This is a genomic window from Nocardia sp. AB354, assembly GCF_049538315.1.
Lineage (GTDB): Bacteria > Actinomycetota > Actinomycetes > Mycobacteriales > Mycobacteriaceae > Nocardia > Nocardia nova.
In genome coordinates this window covers 15437-32958 of sequence record NZ_JBMVFU010000003.1, presented here as the reverse complement: position 1 = coordinate 32958, position 17522 = coordinate 15437, and the positions used below count along the sequence as shown (strand labels likewise).

Sequence of the window (17522 nt, the reverse complement as noted above, 5' to 3'; positions counted from 1 at the left end):
GGGCGGCGATCAGGGCGCCAGCACCCGCAGCGCCGCCGTCACCGCCTCCACCCGTTCGGTTTCGACGGCCAGCAGCACCTCGCGCAGCGCCTGAACGGCCGGCGCCGACAGACCGCGCAGGAATTCGATATCGGGGCTGGTCAGTGCGGTCCGGATATTCTCGCCGCACAACGCGGCCACCGTGGCGGCGACGATCGCGACCGCCCGCTCGCCCGAGGCGGTCACGGCGACGAATCCGGTATCGGAATGTGCCACGCCGACCAGGAATTCGGCGACGCGCTCATCGGACAGGGTCAGGTCGAGCACCGGCGCCTGGGGATTCGCCGACGGCAGCCGGACCAGCCCGTCCACCAGATCGGACGGGCCCGTGGTGGGCACGCTCAGCGACAGCAGAACGGGTTCGGAGGCGGGCGTCGAATCGTGCGGCACATTTCCACCGTAGCGAGCGCAATGCTTGCGCAACGACGGGCCGTGACTTAGCTTAGGTTTACCTAATTATCCGCCGTATCCCGGGTTCGTCACTGGAGGTCTGTATGCGCCGCACGATCACGTCCGCCGCTCCATCCGCCGCGGAGCGGATCCGCAGCGCGTGCGCCCATGCCGAGAGTTCCGTCCTGGCCCTGCCCGGCACCGATCCGATTCCCACGACCGTGCATCATCTGCGCGCGTGCGGCGATGTGGTCGTCGCCGTCGCGCGCAATTCGGCGGCGGTCTCCGCCGCGGCGGCCGAGGTCGGTTCGCCGGGGGTGCTGGAGCTGACCGACCATGCACCCCTGGCGTTGCGCGAGCCCGTGCGGGCGCTCGTCTGGCTGCGCGGGCGGGTGCGCGCGGTACCCGGACATGCCCAGCGCGCCTTGGCATCTCAGGTCGCGAGCGAATATCCGCATCCGAGTCTGCTCGATGTCGGTCACACCAGCACGCTGCTGCGAGTGGTGCTGGAATCGGCAGTCGTCGCCGATTCCGCCGGCGCCGAATCGGTCTGCCCGCACGATCTGCGCAGCGCCGACGCCGACCCGTTCTGGGAGCTGGAAGCGGCCTGGCTGCACCATATGGACTCCGATCACGCGGATGTGATCGCCCGGCTGGCCCGCCACCTGCCGGTCCGGCTGCGCGGTGGTTCGGTGCGGCCGCTGGCCATCGACCGCTACGGCGTCACGCTCCGAGTCGAGGGACCCGACACCGATCACGATGTGCGACTGCCCTTCCACGCACCGGTGGACGATGTGCAGTCGCTGAGCCGCGCGGTGCGGATCCTCGCCGGCTGCCCGTTCCTCGACCGCATGCACGGCTCCGACCGCTCCGCCTGAGAGCACGCCGGATACGCGGCACGCGGCCGAGCACCCCTAGATTGTTCCTATGGTTCCGGGTGATCGTTTCGCAGCTACCTGGCCCGATCCCGCTGCGGAGCGCGACCGGTTCGCCGTCCGGGTGGAGATCGCGATCGTCCTGGTGGTCACCTTCGGGACGAGCGGGGCCGGTGCGGCACTGTCGCTACTGGAAAGCGCGCTGGCGCCGGGCGGAATCGGCGGGCAGCAGGTCGCGCTGAATCCCTCGCGGGCCGCGCAGTCGACGATCGATCTGCTGTTTCAGCTGTTGAGCGTCGCACGACTGATCGGCTGGGGTGCGCTGGGACTGTATCTGTTGTGGCGCAGCGGAATCGGGCCGCGACTGATCGGGCTGGCGCGGCTCCGGTGGCGTGGTGACGTGGTCCCCGGCCTCGTCCTCGCCGCGGTGATCGGCCTGCCCGGACTGGGTCTGTATCTGGCCGCCCATGCGCTGGGGCTCAGCGTGACGATCGTGCCCAGTTCCCTGCACGACCACTGGTGGCGATTGCCGGTGCTGGTGCTCTCGGCCATCGCGAATGCCGTGGCCGAGGAGATCGTCGTCGTCGGGTATCTGATCAGCCGGCTGCGCACGCTCGGGTGGTCGGAGAACCGATCACTGGCCGCGTCGGCGCTGCTGCGTGGCAGTTATCACCTGTATCAGGGGTTGGGCGGAGGCATCGGCAACCTGGTGATGGGGGTGATCTTCGGCCGGTACTGGCAGCGGACCGGACGGCTGTGGCCGCTGATCCTGGCACACGCGACGATCGATTCGGTCGCCTACATCGGCTACACCGCACTGCACGGCCACGTCTCCTGGTTGCCGTAAGACCGGGCCGACCTGCGGGAATCAGCCACGTTCACCCCCGCGGACGCATTGTGCCGACGAGCACAACGCCCCGGTCAGTACCATCTCGGTGGTGAACGGCGACGACCCCCAGCAGTATCCGCGGACCCGCCGGGTGCCGCCGCCGGCGGGCCCGGACGGTCGGCGCATGCCGCCGCCGGATCGGCACGGCCACGATCCGCGAGTTCCGCCCGGTTCCGGACGGCCGATGCCACCCGGCTCGGGCCGCCCGCCGAATTCGGGCCGTCCTCCCGGCTCGGGCCGGCCGCTGCCGCCCGGCTCGGGCCATCCGCCCGGGCGCCCACCGATCGAACCGACCCAGGTCATCCACCGCGACGGCAACAATCCACCGCTGGCCTGGTCACAGGTCCCGAGCAGTCCCGCCCGGCCGCGCGGTAACCCGCAGCCCTTCGAACACGGCGTCGCACCCGGCGGCGAACCGCCCACCCACGCTCGGACGCAGCGCCCGGTTCCGTACCGGGAACCACCGCCGCCGCCCCCGGCACGTCCCCGCCGCACCGAACGCCCGCCGCGCGAACCACGTGCGCCGCGGACCCGCCGGAAACGGCATTGGGGCAGGTGGTTGCTGATTCTGCTGCTCATCATCGTTCTGCTGCCGGTCGCGGGGGTGATCTATCTGGATCGCTCACTGCACCGCATCGACGCCCTGTCGGCCTATCCCGACCGGGTCGCGCAGACCGCCGGCACGAACTGGCTGCTCACCGGATCCGACACCCGCGTCGGTCTGACGCCGGAACAGGAGAAGGAGCTGTCGACCGGCGACAGCGCCGATGCCGGTGGTGAACGCAGCGACACCATCATGCTCGTGCACATCCCGAAATCCGGTGCGCCCACCGTGGTGAGCCTGCCGCGCGATTCGTATGTGAGCATTCCGGGTGTCGGCAAGGACAAACTCAACGCGGCGTTCTCCGCCGGCGGTCCGAAATTGCTGGTGCAGACGGTCGAGAACGCGACCGGCCTGCGGATCGATCATTTCGCCGAGATCGGTTTCGGCGGTTTCGCGGGCATGGTCGATTCGCTCGGCGGGATCGATATGTGCCTGCCCGATGCGATCGACGATCCGAAGGCCGGCATCGACCTCCCGGCGGGATGCCAGCATCTGTCCGGCTCCCAGGCGCTCGGCTTCGTGCGTACCCGGGCCACGCCCCGGGCGGATCTGGACCGCATGAACAATCAGCGGCTGTTCCTTTCCGCGCTGCTGGACAAGGCGACCAGCGCCGGTACGCTCGCCAATCCGTTGAAGGTGTGGCCACTGGCTCGCGATGTGGCGTCCTCACTGCAGGTCGACAAGGGAGATCACATCTGGGATCTCGGCCGGCTGGGCTGGGCGCTGCACGGTAAGACGATTGCCACCACGGTGCCGATCGGCGGTTTCACCGACGAGTCCGGCTCGGGCAATGTGCTGTTGTGGGACAAGGATCGGGCGAGCCGCTTCTTCGACGCGCTGGCACACGACCAGGCGATCCCGGACGATCTACTCACCCGGTAGCGTCGGGGGCATGCCCGGTACCGGCCCCTTCCCCGAACTCCTGCGCGCGCAGATACGGCACGAATTCACCGCCTCGCAGCAATATCTCGCCGCCGCCGTCTATTTCGACGCGCAGCGACTGCCGCAGCTGGCGCATATTTGCTATGCAGGCGCGGAGGACAAACGCGCCCATGCCTTGCGGATGGTGCAGTATCTGCTCGACCGGGATGTCGCCGTCACGGTCACGGGTACCGACGAGGTGTGTTCGGAATTCGAATCACCCTCGGCCACCGTGGAATTCCTGCTGGCTCGCGAACGGGAGCTGACCGATCTCATCACCACACTGACCCGGACCGCCCGGGATGCGGGCGATTATCTCGGCGAACAGTTCATCCGCTGGTTTCTCGAAGACCAGCTCGAGGAGGTGGCGCGGCTCACCACCCTGGTGGCGGTCTGCGAGCGCGCGGCCGGCAATCTGTTCGACATCGAGGAGTTCGTGGCGCGCGAGATTCCGGCCACACGCGCGCCCGATGCCTCCGCGCCGAAACCCGCGGGAAGCGCGCGGCGATGAAATGCGGGCGAGGCTCGAAATCGCAGGCAGTCGACGAATTCACCGAATGCAGCCCGTCGCAAGGGTGCGACTGCGATAACTAAGGCAACACTTGCCTCATTAAGGGTGTACTTGGATGACAGCCGAAGTTGACCAGCACTAATGTCGGGCCCATGTCCAGCCACCCCGATTCCTCGCACAGCAAATTTCACGCCCTGCTCCACGATCAGATCAGGCATGAATTCAATGCCGAGCACCAGTACATTGCGATCGCGGTGTGGTTCGACAACGCCGACCTGCCGGTTCTGGCGAAGCACTTCTATGCCCAGGCCATCGAGGAACGCAATCACGCGATGATGATCGTGCAGTATTTCCTCGATCGGGATATGAGCGTCGAACTCTCCGGAGTCGATGGCGCGCGCTCGCAATTCGAGAATGCGCGCGAGCCGATCCAATTGGCGCTGCAGCAGGAGAAGACCGTCACCGAGCAGATCATCCAGTTGGCCAGTACCGCCCGCGAAGAGGGCGATTACCTGGGCGAGCAGTTCATGCAGTGGTTCCTGAAGGAACAGGTCGAAGAGGTGGCGCGGATGACCACGCTGCTCACCGTCGCGGATCGGGCCGGGTCGAATCTGTTCGATCTCGAGTATTTCGTCTCCCGCGAGATGAGCGGTCCGAGCGATGCCTCGGGGGCGCCCTCGGCGGCCGGCGGAAACATCTGACGCGAGACGAAACGTGAAGAACGAACTCGGCCTGCCGTCCGGCGGGCCGAGTTCGTCGTCTGAAGCCAATGCGAAACGCTTGTCCCGCAGCGGGTTTCGCTAGCGCAGGGTGACCTGGCGCGAGCGCAGTCCGTCGCGCGAGCGCCGCTCGTCGGAACTCATCGGGGCGTCGGTGGCCAGCGCTTCGGCCAAACGAGCGCCGAATTCGTTTGCGGGGGTGAGCCATTCACTCGGGTGGCGTTCGCGATCCAGATCGAAGACCGGCACCAGCAGGCCGTGCGTGCGGAACGAGCCCGCGAATCGGGAACCCTCGCCCAGGTGCAGTCCGCCCGCGGCGTGCACGCGCGCGAGGGCCAGCATCAGGTCATCCTCGTCCTCGGGCCGGACCCAGCGCAGATGCGCCTTCTCCCCCGCGTCGACCCACCACGCCGCGCCCACGGATTCGGCGCCGAGAGCGAGCCGATCCGACGGCATGATCGCCTGATCGGCCTGGTCGATCGTCGCGGCGACCTGCGGATCCGGCGTGACGCCCTCCGGGACCCACCACTGGAAGTTCTGGTGGACGGTCAGATCCAGAGGCGCCTTGGGGTCGATCACCTCGGTCAGCGGGGGCACCGCGTCCTGGACGGCCTCACTTGCCGCGGTGAGCGATGCGCCGGGTTCGGCGGCCTGCGTCCACAGAATCGCGGCGGCCAGGTCGGCGGCCGGATTCTCCGACTGGAACTGCACCTGCGCCCCGACGAAACCGGTCGGCTCGTCACCGGCACGGACCAGGGCGGCGACGGCGCCGGGCAGCACGGTGGCCAGGGTCACCGGACGCTCGGCGGAGACGCCGGCGGCCAGTTTCAGGGTCGCGGTCGCCGACGGAACGAACTCGCGGAGTGCGACCATGTCGCATTCGGCGGCCAGCCCGGCGAAGGGACGCGTGACGGCCGAGGCGGCCTGCTGTTGCGCCGCACGACGTTCGGCGAGGCGCTGAGCCCGATTACTGTCGGGCTTGGGACTGTTGCGCTTGCTCTTACCCACGAACGCAGAACCTACAGGTTCCCGCGGCCACAGCCGCGCAGGGGCGCACCGAATCCGCCGCGCAGGGGCGCCGAATCCGCGCCGCGGGACGCATCGAGTCGGCCGCCGGGGCCGGCCTGGTGGATCAGATACCGTCCAGGACGGTTTTGGTCCGGCCGGGATGGTTGGTCGCGACCCAGCTGACGCCCAGCTCCGCGCACAATTCGACGTCCTGGGGATCGTCGACGGTCCAGCAGTAGGTGGCGCGCCCGGCCGCCGCGGCCTTGTCGACGAGTTCGGGATGTTCGCGCAGGGTTTTCACCGACGGGCCGACCGCGGTGGCGCCGACCGTCGTGGCGGCGCTGCCGCCCAGATACCGCGAGGATTCACCGAGCAGCACGGTCGGCAGCAGCGGCGCGGCGCGGCGGATGCGCCATACCGCGGTGGCGGCGAACGACATCACGACCGCTCGGGAATGGTCGGCCGAGGCCGGTGTGGCGATGCCGAAGCGCTGCAATTCGGCCAGCACCTTGTTCTCCACCAGCGCGCCGTAGCGGACCGGATGCTTGGTCTCGATGAACAGTTTGGTCGGCCGGCTGCGCCAGTCCAGTACCAGCGTGATCAGCTCGGTCAGCGTCAGCACGGGTGCGGGACTGCCGTCACCGCCGAAGTCCAGTTCGCGCAGCTCGTCGAGGGTCATCTCGCTGACCAGGCCGGTGCCGGACGAGGTACGGTCCACGGTCCGGTCGTGCACACAGACCAGGTGACCGTCACGGGTCAGCCGGACATCGCATTCGACACCGTCGGCGCCCTCCTCCAATGCCAGCTCGTAGGCGGCGAGGGTGTGTTCGGGACGGGTCCCCGACGCACCTCGGTGCGCGACCACGAACGGTGCGCGATTGCCCTGGCTCACTTGGCCATGACCTCCTCTTGTTCGACGCGCTCCGCTTCGGTGTGCTCGGCTTCGGTGTCCAGTGCTACATGGTCGCCGGCCGACCGGTTGTCGGCTTCCACCGCGGCGACCGGATGGACGGGCTCGATCACCGGCACCGCCGGACCGGTCGCGGGCAACCAGCGCTTGGGCATCCGGATCCGGCCGCGCAGATCACGACCCTCGCACATCCGCAGCACCCACAGCGACAGCACCGCCGCCGCGACCGCGACCAGATCGGTGTAGACCGTGAAGATCACACCGTCGGCTTGGCCCTGCAGCGTATCGGCCGTGCGCCAGAACAGCGACGCGATCACCATCACACCGTTGAGAACCCAGACACACCACCAGATCCGCACCGCGCGCAGCGTGCGCGGATCGCCACCCAGCTGACGCACCAGTTCGGTGAGGAAAACGCCGGGCCAGACCAGATTGACCACCGGAACGATCCCGCCGCACAGCAGCGCCCGCAGGGAGCGGGGATCGCGGCGGCCGTTGTCGGCATAGGCGCTGCGGCGCGCGCGGACCAGCCAGCCGATCAGGCCCACCGCGGTGACCAGCGCGCAGATCAGCGCGGCGACCGAGGTCGCGTAGACGGCGAGGTCGGAGAAGAACAGCAGCAGCGGCTGGATCAGCCGGGTGCGGTTGCGCAGCAGAATCAGATAGCGGCCGAATTCGGCGACCGCCGACAGTCCGAACAGGATGACGGTGGCGAGCAGCAGACCGGCCACCCGGTCGGTCAGCCAGTGCAGGACGGCCTGGACCCGGTTCTGCGGCGTGACGGCGACGTGCGGCGGCCGATCCCGCAGTCCCCAGCGCGGAATCTCGGTGTAGCGCGGGGTGGCGGGATCGACCGCGGGCGCCGGACGCGGAGGTTCGCCCCGCGGGCCGCGCCCCGGCGGGCGGGCCACCCAGCGGTAGTTACGCCGTTCCGGCGGCGCGTCGACGGGTGCCGGCGACAGCAGCACACCGCGACAGCGCGGGCACCAGTGCATCGGGGTGCCGTGCACCGCCCAGCGGGCGCCGCACCGGGCGCAGGGTTGCACGACCGTACTCACCGGGCTGCTCCCCCTTCCATCCAGTCGACCTTCATCATCGGGTGTGCGGTTGCGCTCGTGGTGTTCGACGGCTCGTCAGTAGATTTTCGCCTCGTGATCGCCCGGGGTGCTCAGTGGGCGTCCGGCCTGCTGCCAGGCGACCATGCCGCCGACGACCTGGTAGACCTCGAATCCCACGTACGCCAGATATTCGGCGACCTCGATCGAGCGCCCGCCCTGCCGGCAGACCACGTAGATCTCGGCGTCGTAGTCCAGTTCGTCCAGGCGTGCGGGCACGTCGACCATCGGGATGTGCAGCGCGGCCGGCGCGTGGCCGAGCTGCCATTCGTCGGCTTCGCGGACATCGAGCAGGATCGCGGACGGGGCGCCGGCACCGGATCCGGCACCCGCCGACGGTGCGGCGTCGAATTCGGCAGGCAGATCCTGGACCGGCACCGAGGGGATTTCGGAGCTCGTCACAATGGACGATCCTGCCATGTCCCCCGGATCGGCGGGGAGACCCGGCAGTCGATCGCCCGGGTGAACTCCAGGTTTGTTCCGGCCGTCGATACCGTGCCGCACACCCCGGGCAAACCGACCTGTGTATATCTCACCCCCAGTTATCCACATAATCCACAACCTCATCCACAGGTTGCGACTTGCGAGACCGGTCGGTTCGCATCATCCGATTCGGGAAAACGGAACGGGGGCCGCTCCGGGACTCCCCTCCTCGTCCCGGAGCGGCCCCCGCCGCCGCCTGCGGGCCTCTGCGCTGGTCAACGGCGTATGACCGGCCGCTACGAGAACCCGACACTTACTTGGACGGGCCGTCTGACCGATCGGTTCCCTCTCTCCGGCAAAAACCGACAACACTAGCGAGAAACCGAAATACCGAGCTCGACGGCGGGGAATCGGTAGCCTGACGCTATGGACGCGAGCAGGGCGTTACTCGACGGATTGGATACGGCCGGGCTCAACACCGCACTCGCCGAGGCGACCTGTCTCGGACTCGTGGTCGACGCCGCGGACGCACGACTTCGAATCGAACTGGAGGTGCTCACCCTCCCCGGTGACGGACAGCCCGCCGACAGCCGGGTGTCGCTCACACTGTCCGGGGTCAGCCGGGTCGCGGCATCCCTGCGCCAGCAGCGCTGGGACGATCTGGAACCGCATATCTTCCCCCTCACCCTCGACACCCTCGGGGACGCCATCGCCGGATTCGGCGGCGGCGCCCTGCACGGCTGGGATTTCATCGACGTCGACGACAGCGGCTGGGCGCTGTGGCGCGAGCTGCTGAGCTTCGACACCGAGATCAGCGATCGGACCCCTGCCCACGTCCTCGAGTTCTCCCAGCAGGAGGGCACCGATCCCCGCGAACTGGATGTGCGGGTCTGGTTCGAGGACGTCACCATCGAGACCGCCGACGGAACTCTGGTCGGTCTCGACGAATTCGCGGCCGGCGCGCGGCGCTGGTGGGAGGCGCACGACTCGTGCGATCCGCGCACCATGCTGCCCGACGTCGCACCGCCGATGTAGGCACGGATCGCGCCGCCGAAGTGGCGGAACCCGGTATCGGGATCCACGTGAAATGTGCGCCGACATGCGTTCAGCGTGAATAAATCTCCGAGCCGGGGCATATCTCGGGCATGCGCCCTCGATCCTGGCCGCGCAGTCGATTTCGGGCCGTGGGAATCTAGGGTGGACCGGACCCGGTTGCATCGAGCGGGTGTACGAATGAAGGTTGGTGTGCTCGACAAGACCGGGTACACGCGCCGACATCATGAGGAAGGGACATCGTGGCTGAGTACACGCTGCCAGATCTGGATTACGACTACGGCGCCTTGGAGCCTCACATCTCCGGGCAGATCAACGAGATTCACCACTCGAAGCATCACGCCGCATACGTCGCCGGCGTCAACACCGCGCTCGAGAAGCTGGAAGCCGCGCGCGAGGCCGAGGACCACGGCGCGATCTTCCTGCACGAGAAGAACCTGGCCTTCCACCTCGGTGGTCACGTGAACCACTCGATCTGGTGGAAGAACCTGTCCCCCAACGGCGGCGACAAGCCGGTCGGGGACCTGGCCGCCGCGATCGACGACCAGTTCGGATCGTTCGACAAGTTCCGCGCGCAGTTCACCGCTGCCGCCAACGGCCTGCAGGGTTCGGGCTGGGCCGTGCTGGGTTACGACACCCTCGGCCAGAAGCTGCTGACCTTCCAGCTGTACGACCAGCAGGCCAACGTGCCGCTTGGCATCATTCCGCTGCTGCAGGTCGACATGTGGGAGCACGCCTTCTACCTGCAGTACAAGAACGTCAAGGCCGACTACGTGAAGGCGTTCTGGAACGTCGTCAACTGGGCCGACGTGCAGGAGCGCTTCGCCAAGGCCGTCGCTCAGGGCAAGGGCCTCATCTTCGGCTGAGCCGATCCGCCTCTCCGCGTACTCAGGCCATACCGTTCCGGTATGGCCTGAGTTGCGTTGGGGGCCGTGTTTCGACCGTGTTACCTGCGATTTAGCACTCTCTGGTACTTGTGTGCCAGACATTGTTCGAGTCATTCTCGGGTACTCCTATCGCACGATAGGCCGAGGACGGGCTCGCTCACCGCGGAGCCGCCCCCGTTGACAGTTCGGGAGGCATCCGATGCGTACGAACAATCCGGTCGGGGTCACGCCGTTCCAGGCCCGCGGCCTGCTGCGTGGCTTCGTGATCTCCGGGCGCTGGCCCGACACGACCAAGGAATGGGCGCAACTGCTGGCGCTCGCGGTGCGAGTGGCGAGCCTGCCCGGCCTGCTGACCACCACGACGGTCTTCGGGGCGCGCGAAGAACTGCCCGACGACCCGCATCCGGGCACCGTCGGACTGGTGGTGGCCGAGGGGCCGGTATTGGGCGAGGAAGCGATCGAGCCGGGGCGCTTCGCCGATCATGTGCCGCCCGCGCTGATGATGTTGCATCCGCCCTCCGAGACGAATCCGTCGCTACCCGAATGTGTCGGCGCCGCGTCGGGATGCGTTCTGCTGCCGGGCGTTCCGCATCTGGGGCTGGCGCACCGGGCGGCGTGGGTGGAGGCCGAACTCGACGGCACCGTCACCTCCATGGTCAGCCGCGTGGGCGTGGATCCGATCTCGGATCCCGATACCGCGGTGCTGGCCATGCTGCTCGCCGCCTGAGGTCCACGACGCCCCTTCCCACCCGCGACACGGCGGTCCGAACGAGGTGCCCAGCCCCGGCGAAACCCCTTCGACGGGTACCCGAAACTTTTCGGCCGCATCGCCAAACTTATTGCGCGCATTGCGATTTCGGCAACAGGGAGTTGGCAGTCGGCTAGGGGTAAGGGTAGGCTGAGATACAGCGAAGGGGAGTAGCCCGCAATCGCATGGTCGACATACTGATCCGCTGGACGGATCCGGCCATGCGAACCGGTTTTCCGGTGGACGAGACCTTCGGCCGACGACACACCGTTCATGCGGCGTGGTCGGCTGAGGGCGCCCGTCTTCGGCCGATACGCCGGAGACCTGGGAGCCGATAATGATCGCCGCGATACTACTGAGCTTCGGCGTGCTCTTCGTCGCCGAACTCGGCGACAAATCGCAGCTGATGGCCTTGACCTTCGCTCTGCGTTACCGCTGGTGGATCGTCCTGGGCGGTATCACCGTCGCGAGCGTGCTGGTGAATGTGATCGCCGTCGGCGTAGGACATTTCCTCGGAGCTGCCCTGCCCACCGAGTTGATCGCACTCTGCACCGGCATCATCCTGCTGGCGGTCGGTGTGTGGACGCTATGGGCGTCCCGGCACGAGGAGCCCGATCCCGACGAACCCGTACCCACCGGCCCCACCTCCGCCGGCCGCGCCTTCCTCATCGTGATCTCGTCGTTCCTGCTCGCCGAACTCGGCGATCGGACCATGTTCGCCACCATCGCGCTGGCGTCCAATCACAACTGGGTGGCCGTCTGGGCGGGTTCGGTCGCGGGCATGGTCGCGGCCGGCGGTCTCGCCATCGCGATCGGCATCACGGTGGGCAAGCACATTCCGGAACGGGCGGTCGCGGTCGCGTCCGGCCTGCTGTTCCTCTACATCGGTGCCGCCACCCTGCTCGGCGCGGTGGCGCCGGACCTGGGCAAACTCGGCGAATACTCGCTCGCGGCCGTCGTGCCGCTGCTCGGCGGTGCGGTGTGGGGCCTGCTCGGGCGCCCGGATCGGCCCGAGGAGGAGCCGGCGGAACCGCATTCACTGCACGGGCACTGAGCGGCCGGCGGCCCGGCCCGGTTCGGCTATCGCCGACAGATCGCGGGCCAGACGGGCCGCGGCCTCGCGCAGTTCCGGCGGCTCGACGACGTCGACCTCGAAACCCAGGCGCACGATGCGGACCGCGAGCCAGTCGAGGTCGTCGCCGGCCACCGTCAATACCGACCAGCCGTCGCGATCGTCTTCGACGCGGCCGACCTGGGGCGGAATCAGGTCGCGCACCCGGGCGGAGTCGGCGTGCACACGGATTCGGGCGAGGTGGCGGTACGGCGCCTCGGCCACCGATCGCTGGACGTAGCCGACCGGGTCCGGATGGTCGCGGGGACGGAAACGCCAGGTCGTGGCCTGCACCTCTCGCATGCGGTCGAGGCGGAAGGTGCGCCAGTCGTCGCGGTCCACATCGCGGGCCATGAGATACCAGCGCCGGCCGGTGGTGACCATGCGGACCGGTTCCACGGTGCGTTCACCGGCGGCCCCGGTGCGGCCGGCGTAGTGGAAGCGGACCCGGACGGCGTCCCGGCAGGCCCGGGCGAGGGTCATCAGCAACTCGGCGTCGATCTCGATTCCCGGACCTGCCATGGTCTCGGTCGCGTCGTGGACCGCGCGCACCTCGGCCCGCAATCGGGGCGGCATTACCTGATCGAGCTTCGTCAGCGCCCGCAGCGCCGCCTCGCCCGCGCCCGCGACGGTTCCTCCGGTGGCCAGGCGCAGCGATACCGCGGTGGCGATGGCCTCCTCGTCGTCGAGCAGCAGCGGCGGCAGCCGCTTACCCGCACCGAGTTGGTATCCCCCGCCGACACCGGCCGTGGCCTGGACGGGATAACCGATCGCGCGCAGACGCTCGACGTCGCGGCGCACCGAACGATCGGTGACGCCCAGCTCGGCGGCCAGTTCGGTGGCCGTCCACGACGGCCGCCGTTGCAGCAGGGCCAGCAGCCGCAGCACCCGTTCGGTAGTCGCCTCGACGGTCATGTGCTCATGGTGGCACAAATTCCGGAAGGTATCTGTCCGCTATTCGCGCGAAGCTGTGTCCATGACCGACTGGAACAAACTGCTGCGCGAGCAGATCGACTGGCACTGGACCAACCAACTCCGGCCCCGGCTCGACGGGCTCACCGACGACGAGTATTTCTGGGAGCCCGTGCCCGGCTGCTGGAACCTGCACCCGCGCGGCGCCGGCAGCGCACCGATCCAGGGTGGTTCCGGTGCGATGACCATCGACTTCGCCTTCCCGCCGCCGGAGCCCGCGCCGTTCACGACGATCGCGTGGCGGCTCGGCCATGTGATCGTCGGAGTACTCGCCGTGCGCAACGCCGCGCACTTCGGGCGCGCGGCCACCGACTACTATGCGTTCGAGTACGCCGAGACCGCGAAAGACGCACTGGCCCAACTCGATTCGGAATATTCCACCTGGCTGGGCGGCATCGAATCGCTGGACGAAGACGGCCTCGACCGTCCGTGCGGTGCGGCCGAGGGGCCCTATGCCGAACTCCCGCTCTCGGCACTGGTTTTGCACATCCATCGCGAACTGATCCACCATCTGGCGGAGGTCTGCCTGCTGCGCGACCTCTACCTGCACCGGAACCGACAGGAGGCGAGCTGATGGCCCGCGATGTCCAGATCACCTTCGACTGCGGCGATCCCGCGACATTGGCGGAGTTCTGGGCCGACGCCCTCGGCTACCGGCTGCAGGATCCACCACCCGGATTCCGGACCTGGGACGAGGCGCTGGCGGCCATGAATGTGCCGCCCGAACGGCGCAACGACGCTTCGGCGCTGATCGACCCCGAGGGCGCCGGTCCGCGGCTGTTCTTCCAGCGGGTGCCCGAGGGCAAACAGGCCAAGAACCGCGTACACCTGGATGTGCGGGCGGCCCCGGGACTCAGCGGCGACGAACGGATGGCGGCCTTGGAGGCCGAGGCCGAGCGGCTCGTATCCCGCGGCGCGACCAGGCTGCAGCGCCACGAACCCGCTCCCCCGCTGGGCAACGGGCATATCGTGATGGCCGATCCGGAGGGCAACGAATTCTGCCTCGACTGAGTCGGCGTCCCGCGGTGGTCACCAGGGATCGAAATGCTCCCGCGGATCGGTGCGATCGAGGGCGCCGGGGTCGGCGGGCACACCGCCGAACAGATCGCCGCTGCGGCGGACCAACTCGAGCATGGGCTCGCGCAACTCGCGCAGCCCGTCCAGATCATCGGCCGCGACGTGGGCTGTCACCATGGCGCTGAGGGCGGCCACCATGGTGCGGCACGCGAAGCGCTGCTGATCGGTGCGGGCGTCGAGAATGTCCGCGACGAGCGAGACGAACGATTCCTGCAGTTCCGCGCGCCGCGCGATCGCCTTGGGCCCCGCGGCGTAGACCTCGACGAGGAACAGGCGCGCGTAGGCCGGTTCGGAGGCCAGACCGTCGAGGTAGGCGTCGAGCAAGGCGCCGATCGGCGGGCCGGCCGGGGCATCGGGCCGGCGCGCGGGATTTCGTGCGGAATCGCCGCCGCCGGTGCCGGTCCCGGCGGACCGTTCCGGCACCGGCGGCGCGTCCCGCATGCGCGCGATCAGCAGTTCCACCGCTCGCTCGTAGGCCGCCTCGAAACAATCCTCTTTCGAGCGGAACTGCTCGTAGAAGGTCTCCCGCGACACACCCGCTCGCTTGAGCACCGCCGCGACCGACGTGCCCACATAGCCGTGCGCGGCCATCGCATCCGCCATCGCCGCGAGGATTCGGTCGCGCTGGTCCTGGACGACCGTTTCCCGCGGGATTCCGTGCCGGCCCCGAGGGAGCCGGCGGTCCGCGGGGGCCGAGGCGGTCATGTGGTTACTCCATCGATCGATCGCATACCGGTTCGCAAACGAAACTAGCTGGTTGTCTTCCATTCTGCGCGGTGCCGGCTTCCCACGCGGCGCACCCCCGGCTGTGACCGCACCCACGCCCGATATGGTGCTGTTGACGGAAGGCCAGTACCCATAGGGCCGTCACTAACGAGAGGACCAAACACCGTGGAGATTTCGGGCTCCGCCGCGATCATCACCGGAGCTGCGTCCGGTCTGGGCGCCGCGACCGCAAAACGCTTCGCCGACCAGGGTGCGACCGTATTCGGTCTCGATCTGGCTCAGTCGATCGAACGGGCCGGCGACAGCGTCCCCGCCGGTGTCACCCTGATCCCGACCGACGTGACCAGCAACGACGAGGTCGCCGCCGCGGTGGCGAAGGTCGTCGAATCCGGTGTGCCGCCGCGCATCGTGGTCAACTGCGCCGGTGTGGGCTGGGCGGGACGCATCCTGTCCAAGAACGGCCCGCACGATCTGGAGCTGTTCCGGACCGTGATCACCGTGAATCTGCTGGGCACCTTCAATGTGATGCGCCTGGCCGCCGATGCCATCTCCAAGACCGAGCCGGTCGACGAGTACGGCCAGCGCGGCGTCGTGATCAACACCGCGTCGGTGGCGGCGTTCGAGGGCCAGATCGGCCAGATCGCCTACTCCGCCTCCAAGGGTGGCGTCGCCGGCATGACCGTTCCCGCCGCGCGCGACCTGGCCCAGTTCGGCATCCGCGTCAACACCATCGCCCCCGGCATCATCGACACCCCGATGCTGGCCGGCGTCACCGAGGAGTACCGCAAGGGCCTCGAGGCCGGTGTGCCGTTCCCCTCGCGCCTGGGCCGCCCGGACGAGTACGCGCAGCTCGCGCAGTACATCACCGAGCACGACTACCTGAACGGCGAGACCTTCCGCATGGACGGTGCGCTGCGCATGGCGCCGCGCTGACGCCGGCTCGCGATTGCGCTCGAGGCCGACACGGAATTCCGTGTCGGCCTTTCGATTTCGTGGACGAACGGCTGCGCGGGCCGTGGGCTGCGCTCGGGGCCGGCGGGTCGACGGTTGTGAACGGCCACAATTTTTGCGGCGCGGTTTCGGGGCGGCTGACGATGAATTTCTCCCCAGCGGGAAATACGGCTATGTTAAAGCCTATTCTACTGGGAAGTAAGTTCATAAGGCCAGGTCGTAACGATGAAGTTGGATCGCAGTGCACAGGACTCGAGGGCGAGTGGATCGCCGAGACGGCGCCGCGGGGGCATCCGTCGGATCGTGGCGCTCGGGGCCGCGGCGTGTGCGGGGGCGACGCTCGGTGGCGTGGCCGCCGGTACCGCCACCGCCACCCCGGTGAGCAAGTTCTACACTCCCCCTGCGCAATTCGCGACCGCGCCGGGATCGGTGATCAAGACCGAGCCGATGCCGGTGTTCATCGCACCGCCGGGACTCGGGCCATGGCCGGTGAGCGCGCAGAAGGTCATGTACACCTCGCAGACCCAGGACGGTGAGCCGGTCGCGGTCAGCGGAACCTACATCGACGCGACTCGCCCGTGGCAGGGCACCGGGCCGCGGCCGACCGTCGTCATCGCGCCCGGCACCTCCGGTCAAGGCGACCAGTGCGCGCCATCGGAGGCCTTCTCCACCGGCCTCTACGCCGACATCACGCCGCCGAGCGTCTCCGCGAATCAGGAGGCCGTCTCGGCCATGGCCTGGAATTCGCTCGGCGCCCGGGTCTTCGTGACCGACTACATCGGGCTCGGCACCCCCGGCGTCCACACCTACGTCAACCGCGTCGAGGAGGCGCACGCCGTCCTCGATGCCGCGCGCGCCGCGAATGCGCTCTCCGGCACCGGCCCGCGCACACCGCTGGCCTTCTGGGGCTATTCCCAGGGCGGCGGCGCGACCGCGGCCGCGGCGGAACTACAGCCGAGTTACGCCCCCGAACTGGACCTGAAGGGCGTCTGGGCGGGCGCGCCGGTGGCCGATCTGTCGGCGGTCCTGCAGAAGATCGACGGCAACCTGATCGGCGGCGTGGTCGGATACGCCCTCAACGGATTCCTGGCTCGTTATCCGGACCTGAAGCCCGAACTGGACAAGCGGGTCACGCCGCAGGCCCAGGAACTGCTCGCGGATCTGCAGAACGAGTGCATCGGCGATGTGATCCTGAAGCACCCGTTCCTGCACGGCAGTGATTTCACGGCCGATCACCGGTCGATCCTGGACAACCTGCGCGAGGTACCGGCAGCCATCGACATTCTGGATCGGCAGCGCATCGGCACGCTCACGCCGAGCGCGCCCGTCCTGATCACCAGCGGCATCAACGACGACACCGTCCCCTACGACCAAGCCCGGCGGCTGGCCGGCGACTGGTGCGGCCACGGCGCGACCGTCACGTTCCGCACCGACACTCTGCCGCCGATCCTGCCCGGTGCGGCGCTGCCCAATCACTTCGGACCCGAAATCATCGACGGGTTCGGAACCGACAACGCCATCTCGTATCTGGTCGATCGGCTGAACGACAAGCCGGTCGCCGGCTGCACCTTCGACTGAGGACACGGCCTTCGG

General features: G+C 68.4%; 20 protein-coding genes. 13 read left to right on the top strand and 7 right to left on the bottom strand.

All coding sequences use genetic code 11. The features are described from left to right. Positions 1-9 precede the first annotated feature (9 nt). A complete protein-coding gene (locus tag ACPCUW_RS05020; protein ID WP_064902473.1) occupies positions 10-429 on the bottom strand; it encodes a hypothetical protein in 420 nt (139 codons plus the stop codon). Positions 430-533: 104 nt separating this feature from the next. Here ACPCUW_RS05020 and ACPCUW_RS05015 point away from each other — a divergent pair, with 104 nt between their 5' ends. The 5 genes from ACPCUW_RS05015 to ACPCUW_RS04995 all read left to right on the top strand — a co-directional run bounded on the left by ACPCUW_RS05015 (position 534) and on the right by ACPCUW_RS04995 (position 4930). Beyond that, positions 534-1307: a DUF2470 domain-containing protein gene (locus tag ACPCUW_RS05015; protein WP_423423810.1), complete on the top strand. Its 774-nt coding sequence runs from the start codon at positions 534-536 to the stop codon at positions 1305-1307. 49 nt (positions 1308-1356) lie between these two features. Continuing rightward, positions 1357-2151, top strand: coding sequence for a CPBP family intramembrane glutamic endopeptidase (locus ACPCUW_RS05010; protein WP_423423809.1), 795 nt, complete (start codon positions 1357-1359; stop codon positions 2149-2151). 91 nt (positions 2152-2242) lie between these two features. Beyond that, positions 2243-3679 carry an LCP family protein gene (locus tag ACPCUW_RS05005; protein ID WP_423423808.1) on the top strand — a complete coding sequence of 479 codons (1437 nt, stop codon included), beginning with the start codon at positions 2243-2245 and terminating at the stop codon, positions 3677-3679. A 10-nt stretch (positions 3680-3689) separates the two neighbouring features. Next, positions 3690-4229, top strand: coding sequence for a ferritin (locus ACPCUW_RS05000; RefSeq protein ID WP_423423807.1), 540 nt, complete (start codon positions 3690-3692; stop codon positions 4227-4229). Positions 4230-4381: 152 nt separating this feature from the next. After that, positions 4382-4930: a ferritin gene (locus tag ACPCUW_RS04995; protein WP_030516756.1), complete on the top strand. Its 549-nt coding sequence runs from the start codon at positions 4382-4384 to the stop codon at positions 4928-4930. 99 nt (positions 4931-5029) lie between these two features. Here the strand turns inward: ACPCUW_RS04995 and ACPCUW_RS04990 are convergent, their stop codons facing one another. The 4 genes from ACPCUW_RS04990 to ACPCUW_RS04975 form a co-directional block, all read right to left on the bottom strand. After that, the gene (locus tag ACPCUW_RS04990) at positions 5030-5956 is read right to left on the bottom strand and encodes a DUF5926 family protein (RefSeq protein WP_423423806.1); all 927 of its coding nucleotides are present in this window, start codon (positions 5954-5956) and stop codon (positions 5030-5032) included. A 124-nt stretch (positions 5957-6080) separates the two neighbouring features. Further along, on the bottom strand, positions 6081-6848 hold the full coding sequence (locus ACPCUW_RS04985) for a glycerophosphodiester phosphodiesterase (RefSeq protein ID WP_063016478.1): 768 nt from the start codon (positions 6846-6848) through the stop codon (positions 6081-6083). Next, the gene (locus ACPCUW_RS04980) at positions 6845-7924 is read right to left on the bottom strand and encodes a DUF4328 domain-containing protein (RefSeq protein ID WP_423423805.1); all 1080 of its coding nucleotides are present in this window, start codon (positions 7922-7924) and stop codon (positions 6845-6847) included. Before ACPCUW_RS04980 ends, ACPCUW_RS04985 begins: the two co-directional genes overlap by 4 nt. 75 nt (positions 7925-7999) lie before the next feature. Beyond that, positions 8000-8383: a rhodanese-like domain-containing protein gene (locus ACPCUW_RS04975; RefSeq protein WP_423423804.1), complete on the bottom strand. Its 384-nt coding sequence runs from the start codon at positions 8381-8383 to the stop codon at positions 8000-8002. Between the two features lie 447 nt (positions 8384-8830). On the opposite strand from ACPCUW_RS04975, the gene ACPCUW_RS04970 reads away from it, so the two are divergent. From ACPCUW_RS04970 to ACPCUW_RS04955, 4 genes are all read left to right on the top strand, one after another. Continuing rightward, positions 8831-9439, top strand: a complete 609-nt coding sequence (locus ACPCUW_RS04970) for a hypothetical protein (RefSeq protein WP_423423803.1) — start codon at positions 8831-8833, stop codon at positions 9437-9439. A 260-nt stretch (positions 9440-9699) separates the two neighbouring features. Then, positions 9700-10323 carry a superoxide dismutase gene (locus ACPCUW_RS04965; RefSeq protein ID WP_030516750.1) on the top strand — a complete coding sequence of 208 codons (624 nt, stop codon included), beginning with the start codon at positions 9700-9702 and terminating at the stop codon, positions 10321-10323. A gap of 220 nt (positions 10324-10543) precedes the next feature. Continuing rightward, complete coding sequence (locus ACPCUW_RS04960; protein WP_030516749.1) at positions 10544-11071, top strand: hypothetical protein; 528 nt, start codon at positions 10544-10546, stop codon at positions 11069-11071. A gap of 358 nt (positions 11072-11429) precedes the next feature. Beyond that, positions 11430-12146 (top strand): TMEM165/GDT1 family protein, encoded by a 717-nt coding sequence (locus tag ACPCUW_RS04955; RefSeq protein ID WP_423423802.1) that lies wholly within the window; start codon positions 11430-11432, stop codon positions 12144-12146. Here the strand turns inward: ACPCUW_RS04955 and ACPCUW_RS04950 are convergent. After that, positions 12129-13118, bottom strand: a complete 990-nt coding sequence (locus tag ACPCUW_RS04950; protein ID WP_423423801.1) for a helix-turn-helix transcriptional regulator — start codon at positions 13116-13118, stop codon at positions 12129-12131. The genes ACPCUW_RS04955 and ACPCUW_RS04950 overlap by 18 nt on opposite strands. Positions 13119-13179: 61 nt before the next feature. Here ACPCUW_RS04950 and ACPCUW_RS04945 point away from each other — a divergent pair, with 61 nt between their 5' ends. Further along, the gene (locus ACPCUW_RS04945; RefSeq protein ID WP_305779624.1) at positions 13180-13749 is read left to right on the top strand and encodes a DinB family protein; all 570 of its coding nucleotides are present in this window, start codon (positions 13180-13182) and stop codon (positions 13747-13749) included. Beyond that, positions 13749-14186 carry a VOC family protein gene (locus ACPCUW_RS04940; RefSeq protein ID WP_064908372.1) on the top strand — a complete coding sequence of 146 codons (438 nt, stop codon included), beginning with the start codon at positions 13749-13751 and terminating at the stop codon, positions 14184-14186. The genes ACPCUW_RS04945 and ACPCUW_RS04940 overlap by 1 nt, the downstream gene beginning before the upstream one ends. 18 nt (positions 14187-14204) lie before the next feature. Here ACPCUW_RS04940 and ACPCUW_RS04935 read toward each other — a convergent pair whose 3' ends face one another. Beyond that, positions 14205-14957, bottom strand: a complete 753-nt coding sequence (locus tag ACPCUW_RS04935; RefSeq protein ID WP_305779625.1) for a TetR/AcrR family transcriptional regulator — start codon at positions 14955-14957, stop codon at positions 14205-14207. A gap of 186 nt (positions 14958-15143) precedes the next feature. Here ACPCUW_RS04935 and ACPCUW_RS04930 point away from each other — a divergent pair, with 186 nt between their 5' ends. Next, complete coding sequence (locus tag ACPCUW_RS04930) at positions 15144-15911, top strand: SDR family NAD(P)-dependent oxidoreductase (RefSeq protein WP_030516743.1); 768 nt, start codon at positions 15144-15146, stop codon at positions 15909-15911. 243 nt (positions 15912-16154) lie between these two features. Continuing rightward, positions 16155-17507, top strand: a complete 1353-nt coding sequence (locus tag ACPCUW_RS04925; RefSeq protein WP_423423800.1) for a lipase family protein — start codon at positions 16155-16157, stop codon at positions 17505-17507. Positions 17508-17522 lie beyond the last annotated feature (15 nt).